Origin of the sequence: Amycolatopsis sp. CA-161197 (assembly GCF_050942255.1) — a bacterium.
Lineage (GTDB): Bacteria > Actinomycetota > Actinomycetes > Mycobacteriales > Pseudonocardiaceae > Amycolatopsis.
Map to the genome: position 1 here is coordinate 960,577 of NZ_CP192059.1, position 23,535 is coordinate 984,111.

Below are 23,535 nucleotides of genomic sequence, written 5' to 3' on the forward strand. Positions count from 1 at the left end.
ATCCGCCGACGCTGAACCTCGACGTCGACCGCGTGCGTTCGCTCGTCGGTGGCTGGCGCGCGCAGCCGGCAGAGTCCGGCTCGGCGGCGCGCGCGTTGGCCCTCGCGGCCGCCCGCGCGCACCTGACCGCGGGCCACGACGTGGTCGTTCCGCAGCTGCTCGCACGCCCGGAGTTCCTTGTGCAGCTGGAAGAACTGGCTCACGACGTCGGCGCCGAGTTCCACGAGCTGATGCTCACGGACACCCGCGAAAACGTCCTCGACCGCTTCTCCGCCCGCGCGCCCGGGCCGCACCACCACGACACCACCGCGGCCGACGTCGCCGCGTTCCACGACCGCCTCGAATCCCTCCTCGCCGACCGGCCGCGGGCGCGGGTCATCACGACGTCAGCCGGTCACGTCGACGCCGCCTACCGAGCGGTGCTCGCCGCTCTGGACTGACCCTCGGGTACCCGCTCGCGTTGCGGCTCTCACTCACCGTGGTTAGCGTTTTACGGTGGCGACAAAGACTGGTGACCAGGAAAAGCTGCTGCCTCGGCTGCGGCGGAAGTACCCGTGGCTGGATCACCTGATCCGAGCCAACGAATCCTTCGGCGAGCACTACGGCAACCACTACGCCGCCGCCATCACCTATTTCAGCGTGCTGGCGGTATTCCCGATCTTCATGGTCGCGTTCGCGATCGTGGGCATCGTCGTGGGCGGCGACCAGGCGGTGATCGACCAGATCACCAACGGCATCAAGAATTCCGTGCCCCCGGCATTGCAGGACCTCGTGAACACGATCGTCGACGCGGCGATCAAGTCCGGCAGCGGCATCGGGATCTTCGGTCTGCTGCTGGCGCTCTATTCCGGCATCGGCTGGATGTCGAACCTGCGCGACGCGCTCACGGCGCAGTGGGGGCAGGAGAAGAAACCACAGCCGATCGTGTCGACGACGATCAAGGACCTGCTTTCGCTCGTCGGGCTCGGCGTGGCGCTGATCGTGTCGTTCGCGGTGACGGCGGCGGGCGGCGGGGTGGGGCAGTACCTGCTCGAGCTCGTCGGCTTGGAACACCAGACGTGGGCGGTGTGGGTGCTGCGCGTGGCCACGATCATCCTCGGCCTGGCGGCCAACACGCTCGTGTTCATGTGGGTCATCGCGCGGCTGCCGCGTGAGCACGTGGCGATGCGCAGCGCGGTGAAGGGCGCGATCGTCGCCGCGATCGGGTTCGTCATCCTGCAGCAGGTGGCGTCGATCTACCTGGAGAGCGTGACGAAGTCCCCGGCGGCGGCGATCTTCGGGCCGATCATCGGTCTGCTCGTGTTCGCGAACCTCGTGTCGCGGTTCCTTCTCATGGTCACCGCGTGGACGGCGACCGCGAAGGAGAACCAGCGCAAGGTCGTGCGGCCGCCGGCGCCCGTGCTGCTGGAGCCGAGCGTGACCGTCCACCGCGGGTTCGGACTGGGCACGGCCGCGGGCGTGTTCAGCGTGGGCGCGCTGCTCGGCTGGATGGGTCGAAGGCGGGACTAGGCTCGCGCTACTGCCGGGCCTGCTTCTTGCGCTGGTGGCCGATCACGAACCCGCCGACGATGATCAGGGCGACCACCAGCGTGAGGATCCAGCCCGTGGTGCCGAACGGGTCTTCCTTCGCCTGGGCGGCCGACGAAGCGGCGCCGGCCGCGACGTTGGCCGGGGGAGCGGGCGGCGCCGTGGCCACCAGGGCTTCGTACGCGATGCGCCCGACGGGCTCGGCGTGGTCGGCTTCGAGGGCGAAGCCGTAGTCGAGCAGCTTGCCCGCCTGGTCGACGACCTTCGTGGGCCGTTGCTCCGCACGCATCATCACCACGGCGAGGCGGCGGCCGTCCTTCTCCGCGGCACCGACGTAGGTGTGGCGGGCGTCGTCGGTGAAGCCCGTTTTGCCGCCGAGGAAGCCGGGGTAGACGCCGAGGAGCTTGTTGTCGTTGTAGACCGGAATGGCGGGTTTGCCGCCCGCCGGCGGAATCGTGTACGACTGCGTGGCCACGGCCTGCGCGATCTCCTGCTGCTTCATCGCGTAGTGGAAGATCAGGCTCAGGTCGTAGGCCGAGGTGGACATCCCGGGCCCGTCGAGCCCCGACGGCGTCGCCGCGCGCGTGTCCATGGCGCCGATGCGCTTGGCCAGCAGGTTCATCTTCGTGGTCGTGACGTCGACCCCGCCGAGCGCGGTCGCGAACGCGTGGGCGACGTCGTTGCCCGAGTGCATCAGCAGGCCGTGCAGCAACTGGTCGACCGTGTAGGACGCCCCGGCGACGATGCCGACGCAGGTGCACTCCTGCTCGGCGTCCTCCTTCGTGGGCACCACGATCTGGTCGGGCTTCATCTCACTGGTCACGACCAGCGCGAGCAACGTCTTGATCAGCGACGCCGGCCGCTCCCGCGCGTGCGGGTTCTTCGCCGCGATGACGTCGCCGGTGTCGAGGTCCTGCACCACCCACGAAGCGGCGGTGTTGCCGTCCGGCGGGTTGAGCGCGCCGTCGGGCAGGATCATCCCGCAGCCGCCCATGCGCAGCCCGCCGACGGGCTCCGCGGGCACCGGCAACGGTGGCGGCACCGTCTGCCCGGGCGCCGGCTTCTCGGAGGTGTCCACCGGCGCCGGCGGTGCGGCCTGGTCCTGACAGGGTTGAGCCTGGGCTACCGCCGCGGTGGGACTTCCTGCGCCGAACAGCCCAAGGGCCACCACCGCGACGAGGACCGGGAGCGACCGGGAGAAAACGCTGTGCACCCACGCAATCTAGCGTCGAGAGCCCGGTTGCATACTCAGGGGCATGCGCATTTCACGAGGTACTGCGGTCTTCCTGCTGTTGTTCGGCGTGTGGTCCTGGATCATCTGGATCACCTTCGCCAAGAACCTCTGGGCCAGCTCCCAGTCCTGGTCAGCCGATGGGTCCCCCACGGCGTACTTCATCGTGCACGCGGTGCTGACGGTGGTGTCGTTCGTGCTGGGGACGATCATCGGGATCCTGGGCTGGCGAGCGCTGCGGTCCACCCGATCGAAGGAACGTTCCCCGGCCGACTCCTGATCAAGGGGCAGGGTGGCTCGGCGGTCGCCGGATACGGCCGTCCGCCGGTATGACAGCGGGGCGCAAATGGAGTAGGGTCAGCGCTCTCGCGAGCCACTCCAGCGTAGGCTCGCACTATCCGAATGGAATTCGTATGTCCGGCGGTTCCGAAACGGGTGGCAACTGATCGGTGTTCCGATCGCGCACCCGAAAAACCCGGAGTCCGCACTCCGGGTTTTTTTATGACCGTCACGAATCCGGTGAATAGTCGGCGATGAATCCCATGTACTGAGACATTTTCGGGTTCGCCGCGGAGAACTCCACGATCACGTCCTTGCCCTGCCGGAGCCGCCGTAGCCCTTGCGCGCCCTGGTTTCGCACGACGAAGGCGGAGTCGCGTTTGACGTTGCGGAAGATCACCCGGTGCTCGAACTTGCTGATTTCCTTGCGGAACATCACGTCGAACGATTCGGGCTCGGTGCCCGACATCAGGTCCACCGAGTACTTCGGCCACGTCCATTCCACGGTGACCACGTCGCCTTCCTGAACGATCGTGCCGAGATGGATGTAGATGTCCAGTTTCGGTTTCCCGTTCGCGGACGTGGACCAGATCGAAGTCGCGTTGGCGCGGGTCTTCTGGTCGATGTCTTCGGTGCCGGCGTGGAAAGCCTTGCACTGCACCAACCGGCGGTCGCGCTCGGTCATCGGCGTGGTGCCGTAGTAGACGAGGTTCACGGACAGATAACGCGGGATGTTGTCGTTCGCCTCGTGGAGCACGAGCACCCGGCGGCAGAACGCGTCGCCATTGTCCTCAATGGTCACTTCCTGCATCCACTCCTGCACGGCGATGGGCTTGCGCGTGCGCATGGCGAGCGCGTCGGCGTACCTGTGCAGCAGCTCCTCGCTGTGCTGCACCTGGTTGCGGAGCTTGTGGGTGCCGGCGAAGGAGATCGCGCTGGCGATCACGAACAACCCGCCGGCGATGCTGGCGAACGTCGTGCGCAGCCACTCCATGCCGACCACCTCGCCGATCAGGCCCACGCTGCCGAGCATGGCGACCGTCGCCGCGAACACCCGCAAGTAGCCATGTCGGAACACGAGTTCTTCGAGATCTGCGATGAACGGTGTCAGGTGTTGGGAAAGCACCTTCCGCAGTTCCGTACCAGCACTCATCTGTTCGTTCCCCGTCGCACGACCGTCCGAGTCATCGGTAACGGGTAAGAATAGCTCAGTCACGCAGGGTCGCGTTAGCGCCGAACAGGGGAGTTTTGTCTGTCTTGGCTGCGAATCGGCAACGAAAAGGCCCCCACCCGGCGAACCGGGCGAGGGCCTCCCCGCAACGAAATTCTCAGACGCGCTTGAACAGCAGCGCCCTCTTCACTTCCTGAATCGCCTTGGTCACCTGAATCCCGCGCGGACAAGCGTCCGTGCAGTTGAAGGTCGTGCGGCAGCGCCAGACGCCCTCGGAGTCGTTCAGGATGTCGAGGCGCTCCTCGGCCGCGTCGTCGCGGGAGTCGAAGATGAAGCGGTGCGCGTTGACGATGGCGGCGGGGCCGAAGTACGAGCCGTCGTTCCAGTAGACCGGGCAGGACGACGTGCAGCAGGCGCAGAGGATGCACTTGGTGGTGTCGTCGAAGCGGTCGCGGTCGGCCTGCGACTGGATGCGCTCGCGGGAGGGCTCGTGGCCGTAGTTGATCAGGTACGGCTTGACCGACCGGTAGGCCTCGAAGAACGGGTCCATGTCGACGTAGAGGTCCTTCAACGTCGTCAGGCCCTTGATCGGGGCGATGGTGATGGTGGTCTTCTTGCCGCCGGTCTCCAGCAGGTCCTTCATGAGCACCTTGCAGGCCAGCCGGTTGATGCCGTTGATCTGCATGGCGTCCGAGCCGCACACGCCGTGGGCGCACGACCGGCGGAACGAGAACGTGCCGTCGATGTAGTCCTTGACGTAGAACAGCAGGTTCAGCAGCCGGTCGGTGCGCTGCGCCGGGACGTCGTAGGACTCCCAGTGCGGCTCGGTGTCGACCTCGGGGTTGAAGCGCAGGATCTTCAGCGTGACCGTGATCGGCGTGTGGTCCTGCGAGGCCGCGGGTGCTTCTTCGGTGGTTGCCGCAGTCATCAGTACTTCCGCTCCATCGGCTCGTAACGCGTGAAGGTCACCGGCTTGTAGTCGAGGCGGATGTCGGCCGAGAGGCCCTCACCCTGCTTGTACGCCATGGTGTGGCGCATGAAGTTCGTGTCGTCGCGGTTCGGGTAGTCCTCGCGGGCGTGGCCGCCGCGCGACTCCTTGCGCGCCAGGGCGCCCACGATCAGGACCTCGGCCAGCTCCAGCAGGAAGCCCAGCTCGACGGCTTCGAGCAGGTCGGTGTTGTACCGCTTGCCCTTGTCCGACACGGTGATCCGCGTGTACCGCTCCTTCAGCGCCTGGATGTCGGTCAGCGCCTGCTTGAGCGTGTCCTCGGTGCGGTACACCGAGGCGTGCGAGTCCATCGTCTGCTGCATTTCCTTGCGGATGTCGGCGACGCGCTCGTCACCGTGCTCCGACAGCAGGCCGGCGATCTGGTCCTCGACGAGCTTGGTCGGAAGCTCCGGCAGCTCGACGTGCTCGTGTGCCAGCGCGTACTCCGCGGCCGCGATGCCGGCGCGGCGGCCGAACACGTTGATGTCGAGCAGCGAGTTGGTGCCCAGGCGGTTCGAGCCGTGCACCGACACGCACGCGACCTCGCCGGCCGCGTACAGGCCCGGGATCACGTTCTCGTTGTCCCGCAGCGCTTCGCCGTGGATGTTGGTCGGGATGCCGCCCATCACGTAGTGGCAGGTCGGGAACACCGGCACGGGTTCCTTCACCGGGTCGACGCCGAGGTAGGTGCGCGAGAACTCGGTGATGTCCGGCAGCTTGGTCTCGAGGACCTCCACCGGCAGGTGCGTCACGTCGAGGACCACGTAGTCCTTGTTCGGGCCCATGCCGCGGCCCTGCAGCACCTCCTGGACCATCGAGCGGGCGACGATGTCGCGCGGCGCGAGGTCCTTGATGGTGGGGGCGTAGCGCTCCATGAACCGCTCGCCGTCGGCGTTGCGCAGGATCCCGCCCTCGCCGCGGACGGCTTCGGAGATCAGGATGCCCAGGCCCGCGAGGCCGGTCGGGTGGAACTGGAAGAACTCCATGTCCTCCAGCGGCAGGCCCTTGCGGAAGATGATGCCGAGGCCGTCACCGGTGAGGGTGTGCGCGTTCGACGTCGTCTTGAAGATCTTGCCCGCGCCGCCGGTGGCGAACACGATGGACTTGGCCTGGAACACGTGCAGCTCGCCGGTGGCCAGCTCGTAGGCCACGACGCCCGACGCGATCGGGTTGCCGTTCTCGTCCTCGCTGGTCACGAGGTCGAGCACGTAGAACTCGTTGAAGAACTCCGTGCCGTACTTGACGCAGTTTTGGTACAGCGTCTGCAGGATCATGTGGCCGGTGCGGTCCGCGGCGTAGCAGGCGCGGCGCACGGCCGCCTTGCCGTGGTCACGGGTGTGGCCACCGAAGCGGCGCTGGTCGATCTTGCCCTCGGGCGTGCGGTTGAACGGCAGGCCCATCTTCTCGAGGTCGAGGACCGCGTCGATGGCCTCCTTGGCCATGATCTCCGCGGCGTCCTGGTCGACGAGGTAGTCGCCGCCCTTGACGGTGTCGAAGGTGTGCCACTCCCAGTTGTCCTCTTCGACGTTCGCCAGCGCGGCGCACATGCCGCCCTGGGCGGCGCCGGTGTGGGACCGCGTCGGGTACAGCTTCGTGAGGACCGCGGTGCGGGCGCGCTGGCCGGCCTCGATGGCCGCGCGCATGCCGGCGCCGCCGGCGCCGACGATCACCACGTCGTACTTGTGGAACTGCATAGGGATTGCTCCGCTTATCAGGAATCGAGCACTGTGTGTGGTGGGTGCGCCTAGCTGGCGGGCATCTCGGGGTCGAACGTGAAGATCACCAGCGTGCCGACGGCCAGGATCAGGACCATCGAGACGTACAGCAGGATCTTCAGCCAGAACCGCGTGGAGTCCTTGCGGGCGTAGTCGTCGATGATCGTGCGCAGCCCGTTGCCGCCGTGGATCTCGGCGAGCCACAGCATCGCGAGGTCCCAGAACTGCCAGAACGGCGAAGCCCAGCGACCGGCGACGAAGCCCCAGTTGATGCGGTGCACACCGCCGTCGAGGATGTTCATGATCAGCAGGTGGCCCAGCACCAGGATGATCAGCGCGAGGCCCGAGATGCGCATGAACAGCCAGCTGTAGAGCTCGAAGTTGCTGCGGCGGGCCGCCGGGCGCTTGGGGGTGCGCGGCGATTCGATGACGAGCGAGTCGGCCATGGTCAGTTACCCCCGAAGAGCGTCTCGACCGTGCGCTTCAGCATGAAGAACGCACCCGGAATCATCACGACGACCCACACGACACCGATCACCCACAGCATCGTCTTCTGGAACTTCGGGCCCTTGGACCAGAAGTCGACCAGCATGACGCGGACGCCGTTGAGGGCGTGGAAGAGGACCGCCCCGACCAGACCGACCTCGAGCAGGTTCACGAGCGGCGTCTTGTACGTCTCGATCACCTGGTCGTAGGTGTTCGGCGACACGCGGACGAGCGCGGTGTCGAGCACGTGCACGAACAGGAAGAAGAATGTCAGCACGCCGGTGATGCGGTGCAGCACCCAGGACCACATGCCGGGGTCGCCCCGGTAGAAGGTCCCCTGCCGGCGTGAGGCACCCGCCCGATCGCTCGCTCCTGCCTCGGTGGCAGTGCTCGCCGTGGTGGACATCGGTGAACGGCCTCCAACGTCATCTGTTGTGCCCGGCTGACCGGTGAGGTCCGCACCCGCTTCAGCGTCGGTCCACTGGGGACAACGCCGGCAGCGGTGCCGAGATCTAAGGCCATCGAGCGTGGATGAAAGGATGCTAGACCCGCCATCTGGACCCGGCTCACCTCCGGGTTCGTCTCTGTGATGGACCAGACACCCGGAGCGTCCCGCACCACTCGGACGTGTGGCGCCGGCCACGCTCCACGGGCGGTCCAGGGCGAATCCGACCTGGGGCTCCCGGCCCGGTCGATTCGATTCAGCAGACCGGAACCGGATCCGGTCGCGAGTGAAAAACCAGCCGGGCCCGAACGGGTTTCGTGATGTCCGCAACGCCCGTCCCGCGGGGCCTTCGCCGGGCGGTGGACGAAGATCGTCCGGACGGGTTCCGTCGCGCGGCGACGACGGGCCGCGGTGCCCCGGACTGTGACAGCTGGTGAGCACTTGCCTGATTCAGTTGATCACCGTAAGTACACGATCGGTCGCGAATCAGACCGCTGAGTAAACGTTTGTGTTACGTAGCGTGCCTTTCCTATGGCGGTTGTCTGGCGGTTGGGTACGGTCTGGCGGTTGAACTCGGCACTGACGAAGAACTGCCGGGTCGCTTCCACTTAGTCCGCTGGATCAGCGGGGAGGGAGACACACGTTGCGTCGCATGCGTGGAACCGCGCTGGCCGCCGCGACCATGGCCGGGGTCCTCACCTTGGCAGGGTGCGCGAAGGACACCGGCGGGGGCAGCAGCAACAACACGGCCGCGGCCGGCAGCTCGGACTCGAGCTGCGTCACCGCGCCGAAGCCGCCCGCGGCTCCGGCGGCAGCCACGACCAGCAGCTCGTCCGGCGAGAAGGTGGACGGCAGCAAGCTCAAGGTCGGCCTGGCGTTCGACATCGGCGGCCGGGGTGACGCCTCGTTCAACGACGCGGCCGCGGCCGGCGTCGACAAGGCGAAGTCCGAGCTCGGCATCACGACCGTCAGCGAGAGCACGGCCAGCCCGAGCGAGAGCGAGTCGGCCAAGCAGCAGCGGCTCGAGCAGATGGCGTCGCAGGGCCTGAACCCGATCATCGCGGTCGGCTTCGCCTACGCGCCGTCGGTGGCCGCCGTCGCGCCGAAGCACCCGAACACCCGCTTCGCGATCGTCGACGACGACACGATCAAGCTCCCCAACGTGACGCCGCTGGTGTTCGCCGAGGAACAGGGCTCGTTCCTGGCCGGCGTCGCCGCGGTCTACAAGAGCAAGAACTGTCACATCGGCTTCGTCGGTGGCGTGGACACGCCGCTGATCCAGAAGTTCGAGGCCGGCTACCTGCAGGGCGCCAAGGCCGTGTCGAACAAGGTCAAGATCGAGGACGAGTACCTCACGCCGGCCGGTGACTTCTCCGGTTTCCAGGACCCGGCCAAGGGCAACGTCAAGGCCGCCGCCGAGATCAACAACGGCGCGGACGTGATCTACCACGCCGCCGGTGCCTCCGGTAAGGGCGTGTTCGACGCCGCCAAGACGTCGGGCAAGGCGTTGGCCATCGGGGTCGACTCCGACCAGTACAACCAGGCCACGGTCGCCGCGGACAAGGACATCATCCTCACCTCGATGATGAAGCGCGTGGACGTCGCGGTGTTCGACTTCCTGCAGGCCGACGCGAAGGGCGACCTGAGCGTGCTGCCGAAGCGCTTCGACCTGAAGGTCGACGGCGTCGGCTACGCCACCTCCGGCGGCAAGGTCGACGACATCAAGGACGTGCTGGACGGTTACAAGGCCCAGATCATCTCGGGCGCCATCCAGGTTTCGGACAAGCCGGCCAAGTAGTACCCGCCACGTGCCAGGGCTCGGAAGGATCTTCCTTCCGAGCCCTCACGCGTTTCGACAGAACTGGATGCCCCAGCAATGAGCACTGCCGAGGCCGATGCCGTCCCCGACCGGGGCACGACGGCCGTCCAGCTGACCGGGATCACCAAGCGCTTCCCGGGTGTGGTCGCCAACTCCGACGTCAACCTCACCGTGGCCGCGGGCGAGGTGCACGCCCTCTGCGGCGAGAACGGCGCGGGCAAGTCGACCCTGATGAAGATCCTCTACGGGATGCAGCAGCCCGACGAGGGAACCATCGCGATCAACGGCACCGAGGTGAAGCTGCGCAACCCGCAGGACGCCATCCAGGCCGGGATCGGCATGGTGCACCAGCACTTCATGCTCGCCGACAACTTCACCGTCTCCGAGAACGTGTTCCTCGGCGCCGAGGCCCTCCACGGCATCGGCGGCGCGGCGCGCGCCCGGCTCAAGAAGCTCTCCGAGCAGACGGGCCTGCGCGCCAAGCCCGACGCGTTGCTGGAGGAGCTCGGCGTGGCCGACCGCCAGCGCGTGGAGATCGTGAAGGTCCTCTACCGCGGCGCGAAGATCATCATCCTCGACGAGCCCACCGCGGTGCTCGTGCCGCAGGAGGTCGACGCGCTGTTCGCCACGGTCCGCGAGATGCAGGCCGACGGCTACACCTTCCTCTTCATCTCCCACAAGCTCGACGAGGTGCGCTCGATCGCCGACACCGTCACGGTGATCCGGCGCGGCACCACCGTCGGCACGGTCGACCCGAAGTCCATCACCAGCCGTCAGCTGGCGGAGATGATGGTGGGCTCGGAGCTGCCGAGCCCACAGACGCGCGAGTCGACGGTGACCGACCGCGGCGTGCTGCGCCTGACCGGCATCAGCCTCACGGCCGAGAACTCGTCGCTCCGGCTGCTCGACGACATCGACTTCACCGTGCACGCGGGCGAGGTGCTCGGCATCGCGGGCGTCGAGGGCAACGGCCAGACCGAGCTCGTCGAGACGATCATGGGCATGCGCAAGGCCAGCGGCGGGCACATCGAGCTCGCCGAGGCCGACGGCAAGACCCACGACCTGGTGAAGCTGGGCACGCTCGCGCGGCGCGAGGCCGGCATCGGCTACATCGCCGAAGACCGCACGCGCCACAGCCTCCTGCTCACTCAGCCGTTGTGGGCCAACCGGATCCTCGGCTACCAGACGCGCAAACCCGTCTCGAGTGGACAGTTGCTCGACATCGCCGGCGCGCGTCGCGACACCGAGCGCATCGTCCGCGAGTACGACGTGCGCACGCCGGGCATCGACGTGCCGGCCGCCGCGCTCTCGGGCGGCAACCAGCAGAAGCTGATCGTCGGGCGCGAGCTGTCGGGCAATCCCGTGCTGCTCATCGCTTCGCACCCGACGCGCGGCGTCGACGTCGGTGCGCAGGCCATGATCTGGGAGCAGATCCGGCAGGCGCGCGCCGACGGGCTCGCGGTGCTGCTGATCTCCGCCGACCTCGACGAGCTGATCGGGCTCTCCGACACGATCCGCGTGATGCTGCGCGGGCGCCTGGTGAGCGAGGCGAACCCCGCCACGGTGACCCCGCAGGAACTCGGTTCCGCCATGACCGGTGCCGAAGAAGGTGAAGAAGCGTAATGACTTCGTGGCGCACGCGGCTGCTGCCGCCCCTGCTCGCGATCGTGTTCGCCGTGCTGCTCTCGGCGATCGCGCTCGTCATCTCCGGCGCCAACCCGCTGGAGGCGTACGGGACCATGGTGGGCCAGCTCTTCAAGGGCTCCACCGCCGTGGACACGGTGAACCTCGCGACGGTGTACTACCTGTCCGGGCTCGCGGTGGCCATCGGCTTCCAGATGAACCTGTTCAACATCGGTGTCGAGGGCCAGTACCGGTTCGCGGCCGTGGTCGCCGCGATCATCGGTGGCGCGCTGCAGCTGCCGCCGGTCCTCCACACCCTCGTGATCCTGATCGTCGCGGTCGCGTCGGGTGCGCTGTACGCGCTGGTCCCCGCCGTGCTGAAGGTGACCCGCGGCGTCAGCGAGGTCATCTCGACGATCATGCTGAACTCGATCGTCGCCGGCATCATCGCGTTCCTCGTCAACGCCGACCAGTTCGGCGTGCAGACGGGCAACAACATCGGCACGCGCACGATCGCGCCGTCGGGCCGGATTCCCGGCATCCCGCTCGGCTCGGGCGTGCTGTTCGGGTTCTTCTTCATCGCCATCGTGATCGGCATCGCCTACTGGTTCATGCTCAACCGCACGCGGTTCGGCTTCGAGCTCAAGGCGAGCGGTGAGTCGTCGACGGCCGCGGCGGCCGGTGGCGTGAGCGCGAAGCGGATGACGCTGATCGCGATGCTGCTCTCCGGCGCGGTGGCGGGTCTCGTCGCCATGCCGGAGCTGCTCGGCCGCGACTACAGCTACGGCATCACGGCCACGCAGATGTACGGCTTCACCGGTATCGCCGTGGCGCTGCTGGGCCGCAACCACCCCGGCGGCATCGCGTTCGGCGCGCTGCTGTGGGCGTTCCTCGACACCTCGGCGGTGTCGCTGGAGCAGATCAACGTGTCCAAGGAGATCGCGACGATCATGCAGGGCATCATCGTGCTGTCGGTCGTCGTCGCGTACGAGATCGTGCGCCGCGCCGACCTCGCGGCGGAACAACGCAGGGTGGGCCGGGCGCTCGCCGGCAACGGGCGCAAGGGTTCGTCCGTCGCGGAAGGCGGTGCGGTGTGAGCCAGGTGACGGAGTTCCCGATGCCGGATCCCGCCTCCGGGATCACCGAGCCGGTGATGCCCCGGCGGCGGATGCCCGGCTGGCTGCGCGGCGTGATCTGGGCCGTCGTGGCGATCGCGGTGATGTCCACGGCGTCGTACTCGACCGGTGTTTCGGCGCTGACGTCGAGCAACACGGCGTCGACCGCGCTGCGGCTCGCGCTGCCGATCCTGCTGTGTGCGCTCGGCGGCCTGTGGTCGGAGCGCGCGGGCGTGGTCAACATCGGCCTCGAGGGCATGATGATCCTCGGCACGTTCGGCGCAGCCTGGGGCGCTTACTACGGCGGCGTGTGGGTCGGCCTGATCTCGGCGATCGCGTTCGGCGCCATCGGTGGCCTGCTGCACGCGGTGGCGACGGTGACCTTCAACGTCAACCACATCGTCTCCGGTGTGGCGATCAACTTGCTGGGCTTGGGCGTCGCGAAATACCTGGCGAACCTGATCTTCGAGCCGATCTCGGGCAACCCGCGGCAGTCGCCGCCGGTGCCGAAGTTCGACACGTACTCCGCGTCGGGCCTGTCCGACTGGCTCGGCACGCTGGAGAACGAGCAGCGCGTGGGGATCTCCGACGTCGCCGGCATTCTGCGTGGCCTGGTCACCGGCATCGCGCCGCTGACGATGATCGCGATCATCCTGGTGCCGGTCAGCTACTGGATCCTCTGGCGCACGCGGTTCGGCCTGCGCCTGCGTTCGTGCGGTGAGAACCCGGTGGCCGCGGAGTCGCTGGGTGTCAACGTGTACCGCTACAAGTACCTCGGCGTGCTGATCTCCGGCGGCTTCGCCGGCATGGGTGGCGCTTCGCTGGTGCTGCTCAAGGGCGGCGCCGACTACTTGGAGAACCAGACCAACGGCCGCGGGTACATCGGTCTGGCCGCCATGATCTTCGGCAACTGGCGCCCGGGCGGCCTGCTCGGCGGTGCGGCGCTGTTCGGGTACGCGGACGGCCTGCAGCTCGCCGGCGGTGGCACCGCGGTGCTGGCGCTGTTGTACGGCGCGGTGATCCTCGTGGCGATCATCGTGATCGTGCAGCTGTTCCGGAAGCGCTGGCTGTCGGCCGCGCTCGGCGTGATCGCCGCCGGCGCGCTGTACGCGATCTACTGGACCAATGACACGTTGCCGAGCGACCTGATCCCGTACACGGCGCACTTCGTGACGCTGATCGTGCTGGCGGTGGCGTCTCAACGGCTGCGTCCACCGAAGGCCGACGGCGCACCGTATCGACGAGGGGAGGGCGACTGATGTCTTTCGACTGGGACGCGCTGCGGGCCGCCGCGGTCACGGCCGCTTCTTCGGCGTATGCGCCTTACTCCGGCCTGCACGTCGGCGTCGCGGGCATCGTGGACGACGGCCGCATGGTGACGGGCTGCAACGTCGAGAACGCTTCGTACGGCCTGGGTCTGTGCGCCGAGTGCACGATGGCGGGCCAGCTGCGGCTGTCCGGCGGCGGCCGCTTGGTGGCCGTCGCCTGCCGCAGCGGCGCGGGCGAGCTGCTCATGCCGTGCGGGCGGTGCCGGCAGATCCTGTTCGAGCTGGGCGGATCTGCCTGTCTGGTCGACACGCCACGCGGAATCCTGCCGATGTCCGACGTCCTGCCCGACGCCTTCGGGCCCGAGGACCTCCCGTGACCTTCGCCGCCGTCGACATCATCCGAACCAAACGCGACGGCGGTGTTCTGTCGGACGCGCAGATCGACTGGGTGGTGGACGCCTACACCCACGGGGTTGTGGCCGAGGAACAGATGGCCGCGCTGGCCATGGCCATCTACTTGCGCGGGATGACTCCCGGCGAGACCTCCCGCTGGACGGGCGCCATGATCGCGTCGGGCTCGCGGCTCTCGCTGTCCGTCGGGCGCCCGACGGTGGACAAGCACTCGACGGGCGGCGTCGGCGACAAGATCACTTTGCCGCTGGCGCCGTTGGTCGCTGCTTGCGGCGCGGCCGTGCCTCAGCTGTCCGGCCGCGGCCTCGGCCACACGGGCGGCACCCTGGACAAACTGGAGTCCATCCCGGGCTGGCGGGCTTCGCTGTCGTTGGCCGAGATCACCGCGCAGCTCTCTTCGGTCGGTGCTGTTGTCTGTGCGGCCACGGAGGGTTTGGCCCCGGCGGACAAGAAGCTGTATGCCCTGCGGGATGTCACTTCCACCGTGGAGTCGATCCCGCTGATCGCCTCGTCGATCATGTCGAAGAAGATCGCCGAGGGCGCGTCGGGCCTGGTCCTGGACGTGAAGGCGGGCTCGGGCGCTTTCATGAAGACGGTGGCGGACGCTCGTTCGCTGGCCTCGACTCTGGTCTCGATCGGCGCGGCTCACGGCGTCGCGACGACGGCTCTGATCACGGACATGAACGTGCCCTTGGGCCGTGCAGTCGGCAACGCCGTGGAGGTCGCGGAGGCAGTCTCGGTCCTCCAGGGCGGCGGTCCGGCCGACGTGGTCTCCCTGACGATCGCCCTGGCCCGCGAGATGCTCGCTCTGGCCGGTTTGTCCTCAGTGGACCCTGCGGCCGTACTGGCTTCGGGCGAGGCTTACGAAACGTGGGCCCGCATGATCACCGCTCAGGGTGGGGATCCTTCGGCTCCGCTTCCTACACCTGCGCACGTCCACGTGATTCCGGCGCCTTCGTCGGGGGTGCTGGCCTCGCTGGACGCCTACGCGGTCGGCGTGGCGGCCTGGCGCCTCGGCGCGGGCCGCGCCCGCAAGGAAGACCCGGTGCAGTCGGCGGCCGGCGTGCTGTGCCTCGCGAAGCCGGGGGATCCGGTTGTCGGCGGCCAGCCTTTGCTGGAGCTGCACACCGACACACCTGATGCAGTGGCCGGCGCTCTGGCGGCTTTGGACGGGGCTTTCTCGGTGTCGGACACGGCTCCGGCTGTGGGGCCGATCGTCCTGGAGACCATCCGCTCCTGACTCGCGGCCGAGTTGTTCACACCATCCCTGAGTTGTGGACAACTCGGCCCCCGATCGCCTTGGCCACCGCTTTTGTCGGTGGGGGCCGATCGAATGGACCAGCCCTGAACACAAGAGTGTCCCGCAGGAAGCCTGCGGGACACCTTCGCCAGGTGGTCCAGACGAAGAAAGCCCCCGCCGAGGCAGGGGCTTTCTCCAAGAGGACTAAACCTCACTCACCAGCAGCGTCTTCCGGCTCAGACCCGTTCTTCGCCTTCGGGTCCACCGCCTTCGGGGACCGGCCGTTGCGCGAGCTGCGGCGCGGCTGGCGCGGCGCCGGGGCGGGCGGGGCGATCTGCTGCACGGCCGGGCCGCCGCCCAGCATCAGTTCGGCGAAGGTGGCCATGGCCTCGTCCAGCTGGCCGCCGATCCGGCGCACGGACTCGTCGTTCGAGCGGCGCACCAGGGAGTCGACGGAGTCGGTGTCGGGCTGCTTGGCGAGCGTGCCCTCGACCTTGGAGAGGCCGGTCTTGATGGAGCCGTCCAGGTCGCCCAGCTGGGAGACGAAGCCGTCTTCGACCTTGTCGAGGCGGTTGCCCAGGTCGTCGAGGCGCTGGGTGACCGTGTCGAGGCGGTTGACCAGACCTTCGAGGCGCTCGGAGGCGTCGACCATCTCGCCGGTCTCGGTGATGGCGGTGCGCAACGCGTCCGTGGTGCTGCCGAAGCGCTCGCGGGTGGCGCGGTCGAGCTCGTCGACACGGGTGCGCAGCTCGTGGTCGGCCGTCTCGATGCGTTCGCGCAGGCTGGCGTCCGCGATCTCGATGCGCTCGCGCAGGGTGGCCTCCGCCAGCTCGATGCGCTCGCGCACCGGGCCCTGCGTGGTCTGCGGGATCGAGTCGAGCTTGGCGTCCTGCTTGTCCAGGTGGCCGCCCAGCTCGTCGAGCCGGCGGTGGATGTTCTGCAGCTTGTCCTCGAGCCCGTCCATCCGGCCGGCGACGCCCTCGAAGCGCGCGGCGACGCCGTCGAGCCGGCCGTCGAGCTGCGCGAACGGCTTGGCCAGCTTGTCGACGATGCTCTCGACCGCGTGGGTCAGGGCGGCGATCGCGTTGTCCTGGGCCTCCAGGCGCGTCATGGCCTCGTCGAGGCGCTCCGCGATCACGCCGACCTCGGTGCGGTCGGGCATCTCGGACAGCCGCTTGCGCACGGCGCCCAGCGAGTCGACCGGGGCGAGGCGCGCGTAGATGTCGTCCAGCGCGTCGAAGATCTGCTGCTGTTCGCTCTCGCGCACTTCGGCCGCGCGCACCAGCATGTTGCGCATCCGGTCGAAGGACGGAGCGGCAATGTGGTTGTCAGTGGTCACTGCTGTGTCCTTCGTCGGCGGGGAAATGGAAGGGACGTGGCCCGAAGCTTATCTAGTGAAAAATTGCTGTGCGTGTGGGCCCCGCTAAGACGGGATAACGGCGGCGTTACCCGGATGGCCGATTCCTTCCTTGATCGTCAAAGCTCAGGGTTGCCTCGACGCTCAGAGTTACCGCCATGTAGGGGAATGACAACAAGACTACCGTTGGTGCATGTCAGACGTAACCCCGCTCGACGCAGCGACCCTGCTCCGAGCCCCCAAGGTCCTGCTGCACGACCACCTGGACGGCGGCCTTCGCCCGGCCACCGTCGTCGAGCTCGCCGAAGCGACGGGCTACGACGCCCTGCCGACCACCGACGTCGAGGCCCTCGGCCGCTGGTTCCGCGAGGCCGCCGACTCCGGCTCGCTCGTGTCCTACCTGGAGACGTTCGCCCACACCTGCGGCGTGATGCAGACCGAGGAAGCGCTGGTCAGGGTCGCGGCCGAGGCTGTGGAAGACCTCGCGGCCGACGGGGTGGTCTACGCCGAGCTGCGCTACGCACCGGAGCTGTTCGTCGAACGCGGCCTGTCACTCGATGCGGTGGTCGAAGCGGTCCAGACCGGTCTCGACGAGGGAACACAGCGCGTGGCCGCCGCGGGCGGTGCGATCAAGGTCGGCACGTTGCTCTGCGCGATGCGTCAGCACGCCCGCGCGCTCGAGATCGCCGAGCTGGCCGTGCGCCACCGCGACGCCGGCGTGGCGGGCTTCGACATCGCCGGCCCCGAGGACGGCTTTCCGCCCACCCGAAATCTCGACGCATTCGAATATCTGCGTCAGAACAACGCGCATTTCACGATTCACGCCGGCGAGGCATTCGGTTTGCCGTCCATTTGGGAGGCCCTCCAGTATTGCGGCGCCGAACGGCTCGGCCACGGTGTCCGGATCGTCGAGGACATCAAGACCGATTCGGACGGAACGGTCCACCTTGGACGGTTGGCGAGCTACGTTCGGGACCGCCGCATACCCCTGGAGATCTGCCCGACGTCGAACGTCCAGACCGGCACCGTCTCCTCGTTGGCCGACCACCCGATCGCGCAGCTCGCCCGCCTGCACTTCCGGGTCACGGTGAACACCGACAACCGGCTGATGAGCGGATGCACGATGACCAGTGAATTCACCGCTCTGGCGACCACGTTCGGGTTCGGTCTTGATGATCTTCGCTGGTTCACGATCAATGCCATGAAATCCGCGTTCCTCGATTTCGACGCCCGGTTGTCGCTGATCAACGACGTGATCAAGCCCGGGTACGCCGCTCTGGCCTGACGCCGCTTGCTGCCGAACGCGACCGCCCGCCTGGTGGTTGCGTTCGTTAGCATGCCCAACTAAAGTTCAGAATGTAGGAACTAATTCTCAATATGTGAGACGGTGAGGAAGATGTCGCAGGTCGCGGCCGGGGAGTCGATACGCGAAAAGCCCAGTTCTCGACGGTGGCTCATCCTCGCGCTCGGCCTCGCCGCGCAGACCGCGAGCTGTTCCTTCCTCTACGGGCTGCCCTTCCTGGTCCCCGCGATGCGCGCCGCCGACGACCTGACGCTCGCCGAGGCCGGCACTGTCGTCGCCGCGCCGAGCATCGGCCTGCTGCTCACCCTGATCGTGTGGGGCGCGGCTGCGGACCGTTACGGAGAGCGTCTGATCATGGCCCTCGGACTGGGCGTTTCGGGGTTACTCCTGGTGTACGCCGCGCTGTGGCATCACCCGGTCGGGCTTCTCTTCGGCGTGTTCCTTGTTGCCGGAGCGTGCACGGCGTCGGTCAACGCGGCGAGCGGCCGGGTCGTGATGGGCTGGTTCTCGAAGTCCGAGCGCGGCATGGCGATGGGCATCCGGCAGACGGCCCAGCCGCTGGGCGTCGGCGTCGCCGCGCTGGGCCTGCCGCCGCTGGCCGCGCGCTGGGGGTTCCAGGCCGCGATGCTGCTGCCGGCCGTGCTGGCGATCCTGGTCGCGTTGCTGGTCGCGGTGTTCGTGATGGACCCGCCGCGGCCGCCGCGCCCCGCCGCCGGCGCTTCGAAGCCGCCTTCGCCGTATCGCAAGCCGTGGTTGTGGCGCGTGCACGGCGCGAGCGCGCTGCTGGTCGTGCCGCAGTTCACGGTGTCGGCGTTCGCGCCCGTCTACCTCGTGTCGCAGCAGCACTGGAGCCCGTCGGGCGCCGGCGTGTTCCTCGCGGTGGCCCAGGTGCTCGGCGCGGCGGGCCGGCTGGCATCGGGCTACTGGTCCGACCGCGTCGGCAGCCGCCTGCGCCCGATGCGCCAGCTCGCGATGGCCGGCGTGGTCGTGATGCTGCTCGTCGCCCTCGGCGACGCGACCTGGTTGTGGCTCGTGCTGCTCGCCCTGGTCCTCGCCGCGATCATCACGGTCGCTGACAACGGCCTCGGCTTCACCGCCTCCGCCGAACTCGCCGGCGTCGCCTGGTCCGGCCGCGCGATGGCCACCCAGAACACCGCGCAGAACATCGCGGGGGCCCTCACGCCACCCCTGCTCGGCCTCCTGATCGGCGACAGCCGCTACGCGCTGGCGTTCTGCGTGGTGGCGGTGTTCCCGGCGCTGGCGATCGCCGTGGTGCCGGTGCGCGCGGAGGCCGAAGCACACCACTGAGCGGGACGGATTCCGAACCGTTGTGCGGTGGGCCGGGCTCACGCGGGCCTGGAAAGACGCCGGCGGCCGCACTCTGGATTCGAGTGCGGCCGCCGGCGGTGCGTCAAGAGGTTCAGACCACCGTCAGGCGGTTCTCGAACGACTCCACCAGCTTGCGCCACGCGCTCTGCTCGGTGTCGAACGGCGCGCTCGGCTCGAGGCGGGTCGGGTCGGGGCGCAGGACGAACGAGACCAGCCAGCCGAGGCTTTCGTTCTGGGACAGGGCGGTCTCGACCGAGTCGTCCTCGGCCCAGTCGGCGGCGTCGGTGATGAGCTCGACCGCCAGCTCCAGCTGGTTGGGGTCGATGGACTCGACGCCCGCGGCGATGTCGTCGTCGAGGCCGGTGAGGACGTAGGTGTTCTCGGCATCGATGTCGATCTCGAGGTCGTCCGCCGCGGCCTTGGTCAGCACGTCGTCCCAAGTGGACACGTCGGCGAGGTCGGTGTCGGCCACGTCCTTGCCGTCCTTGAGAGCGGCGAGCAGGGCCTTCTCGGAGGGGAAGACGTCGATCTCGCCCTCGCTGCCGAGGAAGATCGGCTTGTCGTCGAGGTAGCAGCGCAGCGTGTAGTACTCGGCGCCGGCCGTGACGATCTTGATCGGGTCGATGCCGACCTCGCCCCAGAAGCCGACCGGCTCGTCGTCCTCGTCCTCATCGGAGTCGGGCGCGTCCACGGCTTCGAGGTCCTCCGGCTGCGCGGCCTCGGCCTCGGCCGACTCCTCGTGGAACGCAGCCAGCTCCTCGGCCGTCTGCTCCAGCACGGCGGCGTCGACCTCGGGCACGGTCACGAGGTTGTCGATCGCGTCGAGCACGATGTCCCACTTCTCGGACACGGCCTTCGACAGGTCGTTCCACAGGGCCTCGCCCTCGCGGCCGGTGAACGGCAGCCGGCCCTGCTCCAGGAGCGAGAAGCCCTCGTACGCGTCGAGGACCTCGTGCACCTCGTCGAGCTCGCAGACGTCGGCGAGCGACCGGACGATGCCGACGATCTCCGCGAGCTCCGCGATCGTCCACGAGTCGGGCTCCTCGGCGACCAGCTCGGGCACGCCGACGAGGTCGTAGGAGTGGTCGTCGTCCGGGATCAGCTCGGGCACGTTCAGCGCCGGCACCGCGTCCCACGCCGGGTGGTCGAGCAGGTCGTGCTGGTCGGACGTGCGCACGAAAGCGGCCAGGTGAGCGGCGTCGGGGAAGGCGTACAGGTCGTCCTCGTCGCCGAGGAACGCTTCCCACTCCTCGCCGTCCTCCCGCCACCGCGGAGCCCACAGGGTGACGACGTCGCCCTGCGGCAGCCCGAGCTCGATCGGGATGATGTCCTGTGCCATTCTGCGAACCCTCCGGAGTACCGCCCGTGTACGCGCGCCCGCCCGGAAGTATCCCCCGGTCGGTGCGCGGTACCGCGAAGCCTACGGGTTGGGGCAAGCAGCCGCGATCGCCCCTGGGGAACTGGCGGCCCGGGGATGGCACGATGGGCACCGCGATGACACTCACAGACCTCCTGCCAGCGGATCCCGACGCCGACTCCCTGTTCGAAGCCTTCTCCACGTGGACGGCCGAGCGGGGCATCCAGCTGTACCCGGCCCAGGAGGAGGCGCTGATCGAGGTCGTCTCCGGCGCCAACGTGATCCTCTCGACGCCCACCGGTTCCGGGAAGAGCCTCGTGGCCGTCGGCGCCCACTTCACGGCGCTCGCCCACGGCCGCCGCAGCTACTACACCGCCCCGATCAAGGCGCTGGTCTCGGAGAAGTTCTTCCAGCTCATCGAGATCTTCGGCGCCGACAAGGTCGGCATGATGACCGGCGACTCCAGCGTCAACGCGGATGCCCCGATCATCTGCTGCACGGCCGAAATCTTGGCGAACATCGCGTTGCGCTTCGGTGCCGACGCGCCCGTGGGCCAGGTGGTCGCCGACGAGTTCCACTTCTACTCCGAGCCCGACCGCGGCTGGGCGTGGCAGGTCCCGATCATCGAGCTGACGGGCGCGCAGTTCGTGCTCATGTCGGCCACGTTGGGCGATGTCTCGTTCTTCCAGAAGGACCTCACGCGGCGCACGGGCCGCTCGACGGCCGTCGTGACGTCGGCGCAGCGGCCGGTTCCGCTGACCTTCCGGTACGCGCTCACGCCCATCCACGAGACCATGTCCGAGCTGCTCCACGGCGGCCAGGCGCCCGTGTACGTGGTGCACTTCTCGCAGGCCGCCGCCATCGAGCGGGCGCAGACGTTGATGAGCATCAACGTCACGACGAAGGCCGAAAAAGACGCGATCGCCGACCTGATCGGTGATTTTCGCTTCTCCGCGGGCTTCGGCAAGACGCTCTCGCGGCTCGTGCGCCACGGCATCGGCGTGCACCACGCCGGCATGCTGCCGAAGTACCGGCGCCTGGTCGAGACGCTCGCGCAGTCCGGGCTGCTCAAGGTGATCTGCGGGACGGACACGCTCGGCGTCGGCATCAACGTGCCCATCCGCACGGTCGTGTTCTCCGCCCTGACCAAGTACGACGGCGTGCGCCAGCGCCACCTCAAGGCGCGCGAGTTCCACCAGATCGCCGGCCGCGCGGGGCGCGCCGGGTACGACACCGACGGGTACGTGGTCGTCGAGGCGCCCGACCACGTCGTGGAGAACGCGAAGGCCCTGGAGAAGGCGGGCGACGACCCCAAGAAGAGGAAGAAGATCGTCCGGAAGAAGGCGCCGGAGGGGTTCGTCAACTGGACGGAGAGCACGTTCGACCGCCTCATCGCGGCCGAGCCCGAGCCGCTCACGTCGAGCTTCCAGGTGTCGCATTCGATGCTGCTGAACGTGATCTCCCGGCCGGGCAACGCGTTCGACCACATGCGGCACCTGCTGGAGGACAACCACTCCGACCGGCCGACGCAACGGAAGCTGATCCTGCGGGCCATCGCCATTTACCGGGCGCTGCTGGCCGCGGGCGTCGTGGAGCGGCTGTCCACTCCGGACGCCGACGGCCGGATCGTGCGGCTGACGGTGGACCTGCAGTTCGACTTCGCGCTGAACCAGCCGTTGTCGCCGTTCGCGTTGGCGGCGGTGGAGCTGCTGGACGTGGAATCGCCGTCGTACGCGTTGGACGTCGTGTCCATTGTGGAATCCACCGTGGACGACCCGCGGCCGGTGCTGTCGCAGCAGCAGTTCAAGGCCCGCGGCGAGGCCGTGCAGGCGATGAAGGCCGAGGGCATCGAGTACGACGAGCGCATGGAGCTGCTCGAGGCGGTGACGTACCCGAAGCCGTTGGAGGAGCTGCTTTCCGCGGCGTACGCCAGTTATCGGCAGGGGCACCCGTGGGTCGCGGACTACCAGCTGTCCCCGAAGTCCGTGGTGCGCGACATGTACGAGCGCGCGATGAACTTCGTGGAGTACATCGGCTTCTACCAGCTGGCCCGCTCCGAGGGCCTGGTGCTGCGCTACCTGGCGGACACCTACGACGCGCTGCGCCACACCGTCCCGGACGAGGCGAAGACCGAGGCGCTGCAGGACCTCATCGAGTGGCTGGGCGAGCTGGTCCGCCAGGTCGACTCCAGCCTGCTGGACGAGTGGGAGGCCTTGCGGCACCCGTCGGCCGACGGTTCTCCTCTGGAGCGCACGCCTTCCGAACCACCCGCGGTCACCCGCAACGAACGCGCCTTCCGCGTCCTGGTGCGCAACGAGCTCTTCCGCCGCGTCGAACTCGCCGCCCGCCGGAACTACTACGCCCTCGGCGAGCTCGACGCCGCCACCGGCTGGGACGCCGACGCCTGGGAAGACGCCATCGAGGACTACTTCGACGAACACGACACCCTCGGCACCGGTCCCGACGCCCGCGGCCCGGCGCTGCTGCTCATCGAACAGGAAGCCGACTTGTGGCGCGTCCGCCAGATCTTCGACGACCCCGCCGGTGACCACGACTGGGGCATCAGCGCGGAGGTGGATCTGCGCGCGTCGGACGAGGTGGGTTCGGCCGTGGTGCGGATCGTGGACGTGAACCAACTCTGACGGCCGCGTCCGTTTGAGTGAGGTTTGTCTGAGTGGCCGTGGGGTCCTCCGGTGCGCCCTAACGTTTGGGCGAGCCGAGAAGGAGGAGGGGGCCATGGTGGAGGACAAGAACAACAGCGGTGGTGACGTCGAGGCCAAGCCGGCGAGCGGCGGAGATGTGGAAGCGAAGCCGGCGAGCGGTGGGGACGTGGAGGCCAAGCCCGCCAGCGGTGGGGACGTCGAGTAGACG

21 protein-coding genes are annotated in these 23,535 nt (G+C 68.2%); 13 read left to right on the forward strand and 8 right to left on the reverse strand.

Features of this window, described 5'->3' with window-relative positions; translation table 11 throughout:
• Window positions 1–32 precede the first annotated feature (32 nt).
• Together ACQPXB_RS04780 and yhjD are read left to right on the forward strand one after the other, a co-directional pair.
• A complete protein-coding gene (locus tag ACQPXB_RS04780; RefSeq protein ID WP_432849700.1) occupies window positions 33–440 on the forward strand; it encodes a hypothetical protein in 408 nt (135 codons plus the stop codon).
• Window positions 441–495: 55 nt separating this feature from the next.
• Window positions 496–1,509 carry an inner membrane protein YhjD gene (gene yhjD, locus ACQPXB_RS04785; RefSeq protein WP_432849702.1) on the forward strand — a complete coding sequence of 338 codons (1,014 nt, stop codon included), beginning with the start codon at window positions 496–498 and terminating at the stop codon, window positions 1,507–1,509.
• A gap of 7 nt (window positions 1,510–1,516) precedes the next feature.
• Here yhjD and ACQPXB_RS04790 read toward each other — a convergent pair whose 3' ends face one another.
• Complete coding sequence (locus ACQPXB_RS04790; protein WP_366575583.1) at window positions 1,517–2,740, reverse strand: D-alanyl-D-alanine carboxypeptidase family protein; 1,224 nt, start codon at window positions 2,738–2,740, stop codon at window positions 1,517–1,519.
• A gap of 43 nt (window positions 2,741–2,783) precedes the next feature.
• On the opposite strand from ACQPXB_RS04790, the gene ACQPXB_RS04795 reads away from it, so the two are divergent.
• Window positions 2,784–3,038 (forward strand): SCO4848 family membrane protein, encoded by a 255-nt coding sequence (locus ACQPXB_RS04795; RefSeq protein ID WP_366575582.1) that lies wholly within the window; start codon window positions 2,784–2,786, stop codon window positions 3,036–3,038.
• A 228-nt stretch (window positions 3,039–3,266) separates the two neighbouring features.
• On the opposite strand, the gene ACQPXB_RS04800 is transcribed toward ACQPXB_RS04795, so the two are convergent.
• From ACQPXB_RS04800 to sdhC, 5 genes are all read right to left on the reverse strand, one after another.
• Window positions 3,267–4,253, reverse strand: a complete 987-nt coding sequence (locus tag ACQPXB_RS04800) for a hypothetical protein (protein ID WP_366575580.1) — start codon at window positions 4,251–4,253, stop codon at window positions 3,267–3,269.
• A gap of 112 nt (window positions 4,254–4,365) precedes the next feature.
• Entirely contained in the window at window positions 4,366–5,136 is a 771-nt protein-coding gene (locus tag ACQPXB_RS04805; RefSeq protein ID WP_366575578.1) for a succinate dehydrogenase iron-sulfur subunit, read from the reverse strand.
• Window positions 5,136–6,890, reverse strand: a complete 1,755-nt coding sequence (gene sdhA / locus ACQPXB_RS04810; RefSeq protein WP_366575576.1) for a succinate dehydrogenase flavoprotein subunit — start codon at window positions 6,888–6,890, stop codon at window positions 5,136–5,138. Before sdhA ends, ACQPXB_RS04805 begins: the two co-directional genes overlap by 1 nt.
• 50 nt (window positions 6,891–6,940) lie before the next feature.
• A complete protein-coding gene (locus tag ACQPXB_RS04815) occupies window positions 6,941–7,357 on the reverse strand; it encodes a succinate dehydrogenase hydrophobic membrane anchor subunit (RefSeq protein ID WP_220246220.1) in 417 nt (138 codons plus the stop codon).
• A 2-nt stretch (window positions 7,358–7,359) separates the two neighbouring features.
• On the reverse strand, window positions 7,360–7,803 hold the full coding sequence (gene sdhC / locus ACQPXB_RS04820; RefSeq protein WP_364181685.1) for a succinate dehydrogenase, cytochrome b556 subunit: 444 nt from the start codon (window positions 7,801–7,803) through the stop codon (window positions 7,360–7,362).
• Between the two features lie 691 nt (window positions 7,804–8,494).
• On the opposite strand from sdhC, the gene ACQPXB_RS04825 reads away from it, so the two are divergent.
• The 6 genes from ACQPXB_RS04825 (at window position 8,495) to ACQPXB_RS04850 (ending at window position 15,318) form a co-directional block, all read left to right on the forward strand.
• Window positions 8,495–9,640, forward strand: coding sequence for a BMP family lipoprotein (locus ACQPXB_RS04825; protein WP_366575574.1), 1,146 nt, complete (start codon window positions 8,495–8,497; stop codon window positions 9,638–9,640).
• 78 nt (window positions 9,641–9,718) lie between these two features.
• The gene (locus ACQPXB_RS04830) at window positions 9,719–11,284 is read left to right on the forward strand and encodes an ABC transporter ATP-binding protein (RefSeq protein WP_386946492.1); all 1,566 of its coding nucleotides are present in this window, start codon (window positions 9,719–9,721) and stop codon (window positions 11,282–11,284) included.
• A complete protein-coding gene (locus ACQPXB_RS04835) occupies window positions 11,284–12,381 on the forward strand; it encodes an ABC transporter permease (RefSeq protein ID WP_366575571.1) in 1,098 nt (365 codons plus the stop codon). The genes ACQPXB_RS04830 and ACQPXB_RS04835 overlap by 1 nt, the downstream gene beginning before the upstream one ends.
• 20 nt (window positions 12,382–12,401) lie before the next feature.
• Window positions 12,402–13,658, forward strand: a complete 1,257-nt coding sequence (locus ACQPXB_RS04840; RefSeq protein WP_386946879.1) for an ABC transporter permease — start codon at window positions 12,402–12,404, stop codon at window positions 13,656–13,658.
• Window positions 13,658–14,044 carry a cytidine deaminase gene (locus ACQPXB_RS04845; protein ID WP_432849709.1) on the forward strand — a complete coding sequence of 129 codons (387 nt, stop codon included), beginning with the start codon at window positions 13,658–13,660 and terminating at the stop codon, window positions 14,042–14,044. Before ACQPXB_RS04840 ends, ACQPXB_RS04845 begins: the two co-directional genes overlap by 1 nt.
• Window positions 14,041–15,318: a thymidine phosphorylase gene (locus ACQPXB_RS04850; RefSeq protein WP_432849711.1), complete on the forward strand. Its 1,278-nt coding sequence runs from the start codon at window positions 14,041–14,043 to the stop codon at window positions 15,316–15,318. Before ACQPXB_RS04845 ends, ACQPXB_RS04850 begins: the two co-directional genes overlap by 4 nt.
• A gap of 211 nt (window positions 15,319–15,529) precedes the next feature.
• Here the strand turns inward: ACQPXB_RS04850 and ACQPXB_RS04855 are convergent, their stop codons facing one another.
• Window positions 15,530–16,657, reverse strand: coding sequence for a PA containing protein (locus ACQPXB_RS04855; protein WP_432849713.1), 1,128 nt, complete (start codon window positions 16,655–16,657; stop codon window positions 15,530–15,532).
• Between the two features lie 211 nt (window positions 16,658–16,868).
• On the opposite strand from ACQPXB_RS04855, the gene ACQPXB_RS04860 reads away from it, so the two are divergent.
• Together ACQPXB_RS04860 and ACQPXB_RS04865 are read left to right on the forward strand one after the other, a co-directional pair.
• Window positions 16,869–17,960 carry an adenosine deaminase gene (locus tag ACQPXB_RS04860; RefSeq protein ID WP_366575566.1) on the forward strand — a complete coding sequence of 364 codons (1,092 nt, stop codon included), beginning with the start codon at window positions 16,869–16,871 and terminating at the stop codon, window positions 17,958–17,960.
• Between the two features lie 111 nt (window positions 17,961–18,071).
• The gene (locus ACQPXB_RS04865; RefSeq protein WP_432849716.1) at window positions 18,072–19,286 is read left to right on the forward strand and encodes an MFS transporter; all 1,215 of its coding nucleotides are present in this window, start codon (window positions 18,072–18,074) and stop codon (window positions 19,284–19,286) included.
• Between the two features lie 112 nt (window positions 19,287–19,398).
• Here ACQPXB_RS04865 and ACQPXB_RS04870 read toward each other — a convergent pair whose 3' ends face one another.
• The gene (locus ACQPXB_RS04870) at window positions 19,399–20,646 is read right to left on the reverse strand and encodes a primosomal protein (protein ID WP_366575562.1); all 1,248 of its coding nucleotides are present in this window, start codon (window positions 20,644–20,646) and stop codon (window positions 19,399–19,401) included.
• Between the two features lie 155 nt (window positions 20,647–20,801).
• On the opposite strand from ACQPXB_RS04870, the gene ACQPXB_RS04875 reads away from it, so the two are divergent.
• Together ACQPXB_RS04875 and ACQPXB_RS04880 are read left to right on the forward strand one after the other, a co-directional pair.
• Window positions 20,802–23,306 (forward strand): DEAD/DEAH box helicase, encoded by a 2,505-nt coding sequence (locus ACQPXB_RS04875; RefSeq protein WP_432849718.1) that lies wholly within the window; start codon window positions 20,802–20,804, stop codon window positions 23,304–23,306.
• A gap of 94 nt (window positions 23,307–23,400) precedes the next feature.
• On the forward strand, window positions 23,401–23,532 hold the full coding sequence (locus tag ACQPXB_RS04880; protein ID WP_255638653.1) for a hypothetical protein: 132 nt from the start codon (window positions 23,401–23,403) through the stop codon (window positions 23,530–23,532).
• Window positions 23,533–23,535 lie beyond the last annotated feature (3 nt).

Bases quoted from the DNA above. Each gene is read 5' to 3' on its own strand.
- ACQPXB_RS04830 (WP_386946492.1), top strand. From the start codon at position 9,719: ATGAGCACTGCCGAGGCCGATGCCGTCCCCGACCGGGGCACGACGGCC.
- ACQPXB_RS04805 (WP_366575578.1), bottom strand. From the start codon at position 5,136: ATGACTGCGGCAACCACCGAAGAAGCACCCGCGGCCTCGCAGGACCAC.
- ACQPXB_RS04825 (WP_366575574.1), top strand. From the start codon at position 8,495: ATGCGTGGAACCGCGCTGGCCGCCGCGACCATGGCCGGGGTCCTCACC.
- ACQPXB_RS04815 (WP_220246220.1), bottom strand. From the start codon at position 7,357: ATGGCCGACTCGCTCGTCATCGAATCGCCGCGCACCCCCAAGCGCCCG.
- ACQPXB_RS04880 (WP_255638653.1), top strand. From the start codon at position 23,401: ATGGTGGAGGACAAGAACAACAGCGGTGGTGACGTCGAGGCCAAGCCG.
- ACQPXB_RS04870 (WP_366575562.1), bottom strand. From the start codon at position 20,646: ATGGCACAGGACATCATCCCGATCGAGCTCGGGCTGCCGCAGGGCGAC.
- ACQPXB_RS04875 (WP_432849718.1), top strand. From the start codon at position 20,802: ATGACACTCACAGACCTCCTGCCAGCGGATCCCGACGCCGACTCCCTG.
- sdhA (WP_366575576.1), bottom strand. From the start codon at position 6,890: ATGCAGTTCCACAAGTACGACGTGGTGATCGTCGGCGCCGGCGGCGCC.
- ACQPXB_RS04840 (WP_386946879.1), top strand. From the start codon at position 12,402: ATGCCGGATCCCGCCTCCGGGATCACCGAGCCGGTGATGCCCCGGCGG.
- sdhC (WP_364181685.1), bottom strand. From the start codon at position 7,803: ATGTCCACCACGGCGAGCACTGCCACCGAGGCAGGAGCGAGCGATCGG.
- ACQPXB_RS04795 (WP_366575582.1), top strand. From the start codon at position 2,784: ATGCGCATTTCACGAGGTACTGCGGTCTTCCTGCTGTTGTTCGGCGTG.
- ACQPXB_RS04860 (WP_366575566.1), top strand. From the start codon at position 16,869: ATGTCAGACGTAACCCCGCTCGACGCAGCGACCCTGCTCCGAGCCCCC.
- ACQPXB_RS04865 (WP_432849716.1), top strand. From the start codon at position 18,072: ATGTCGCAGGTCGCGGCCGGGGAGTCGATACGCGAAAAGCCCAGTTCT.
- ACQPXB_RS04845 (WP_432849709.1), top strand. From the start codon at position 13,658: ATGTCTTTCGACTGGGACGCGCTGCGGGCCGCCGCGGTCACGGCCGCT.
- ACQPXB_RS04835 (WP_366575571.1), top strand. From the start codon at position 11,284: ATGACTTCGTGGCGCACGCGGCTGCTGCCGCCCCTGCTCGCGATCGTG.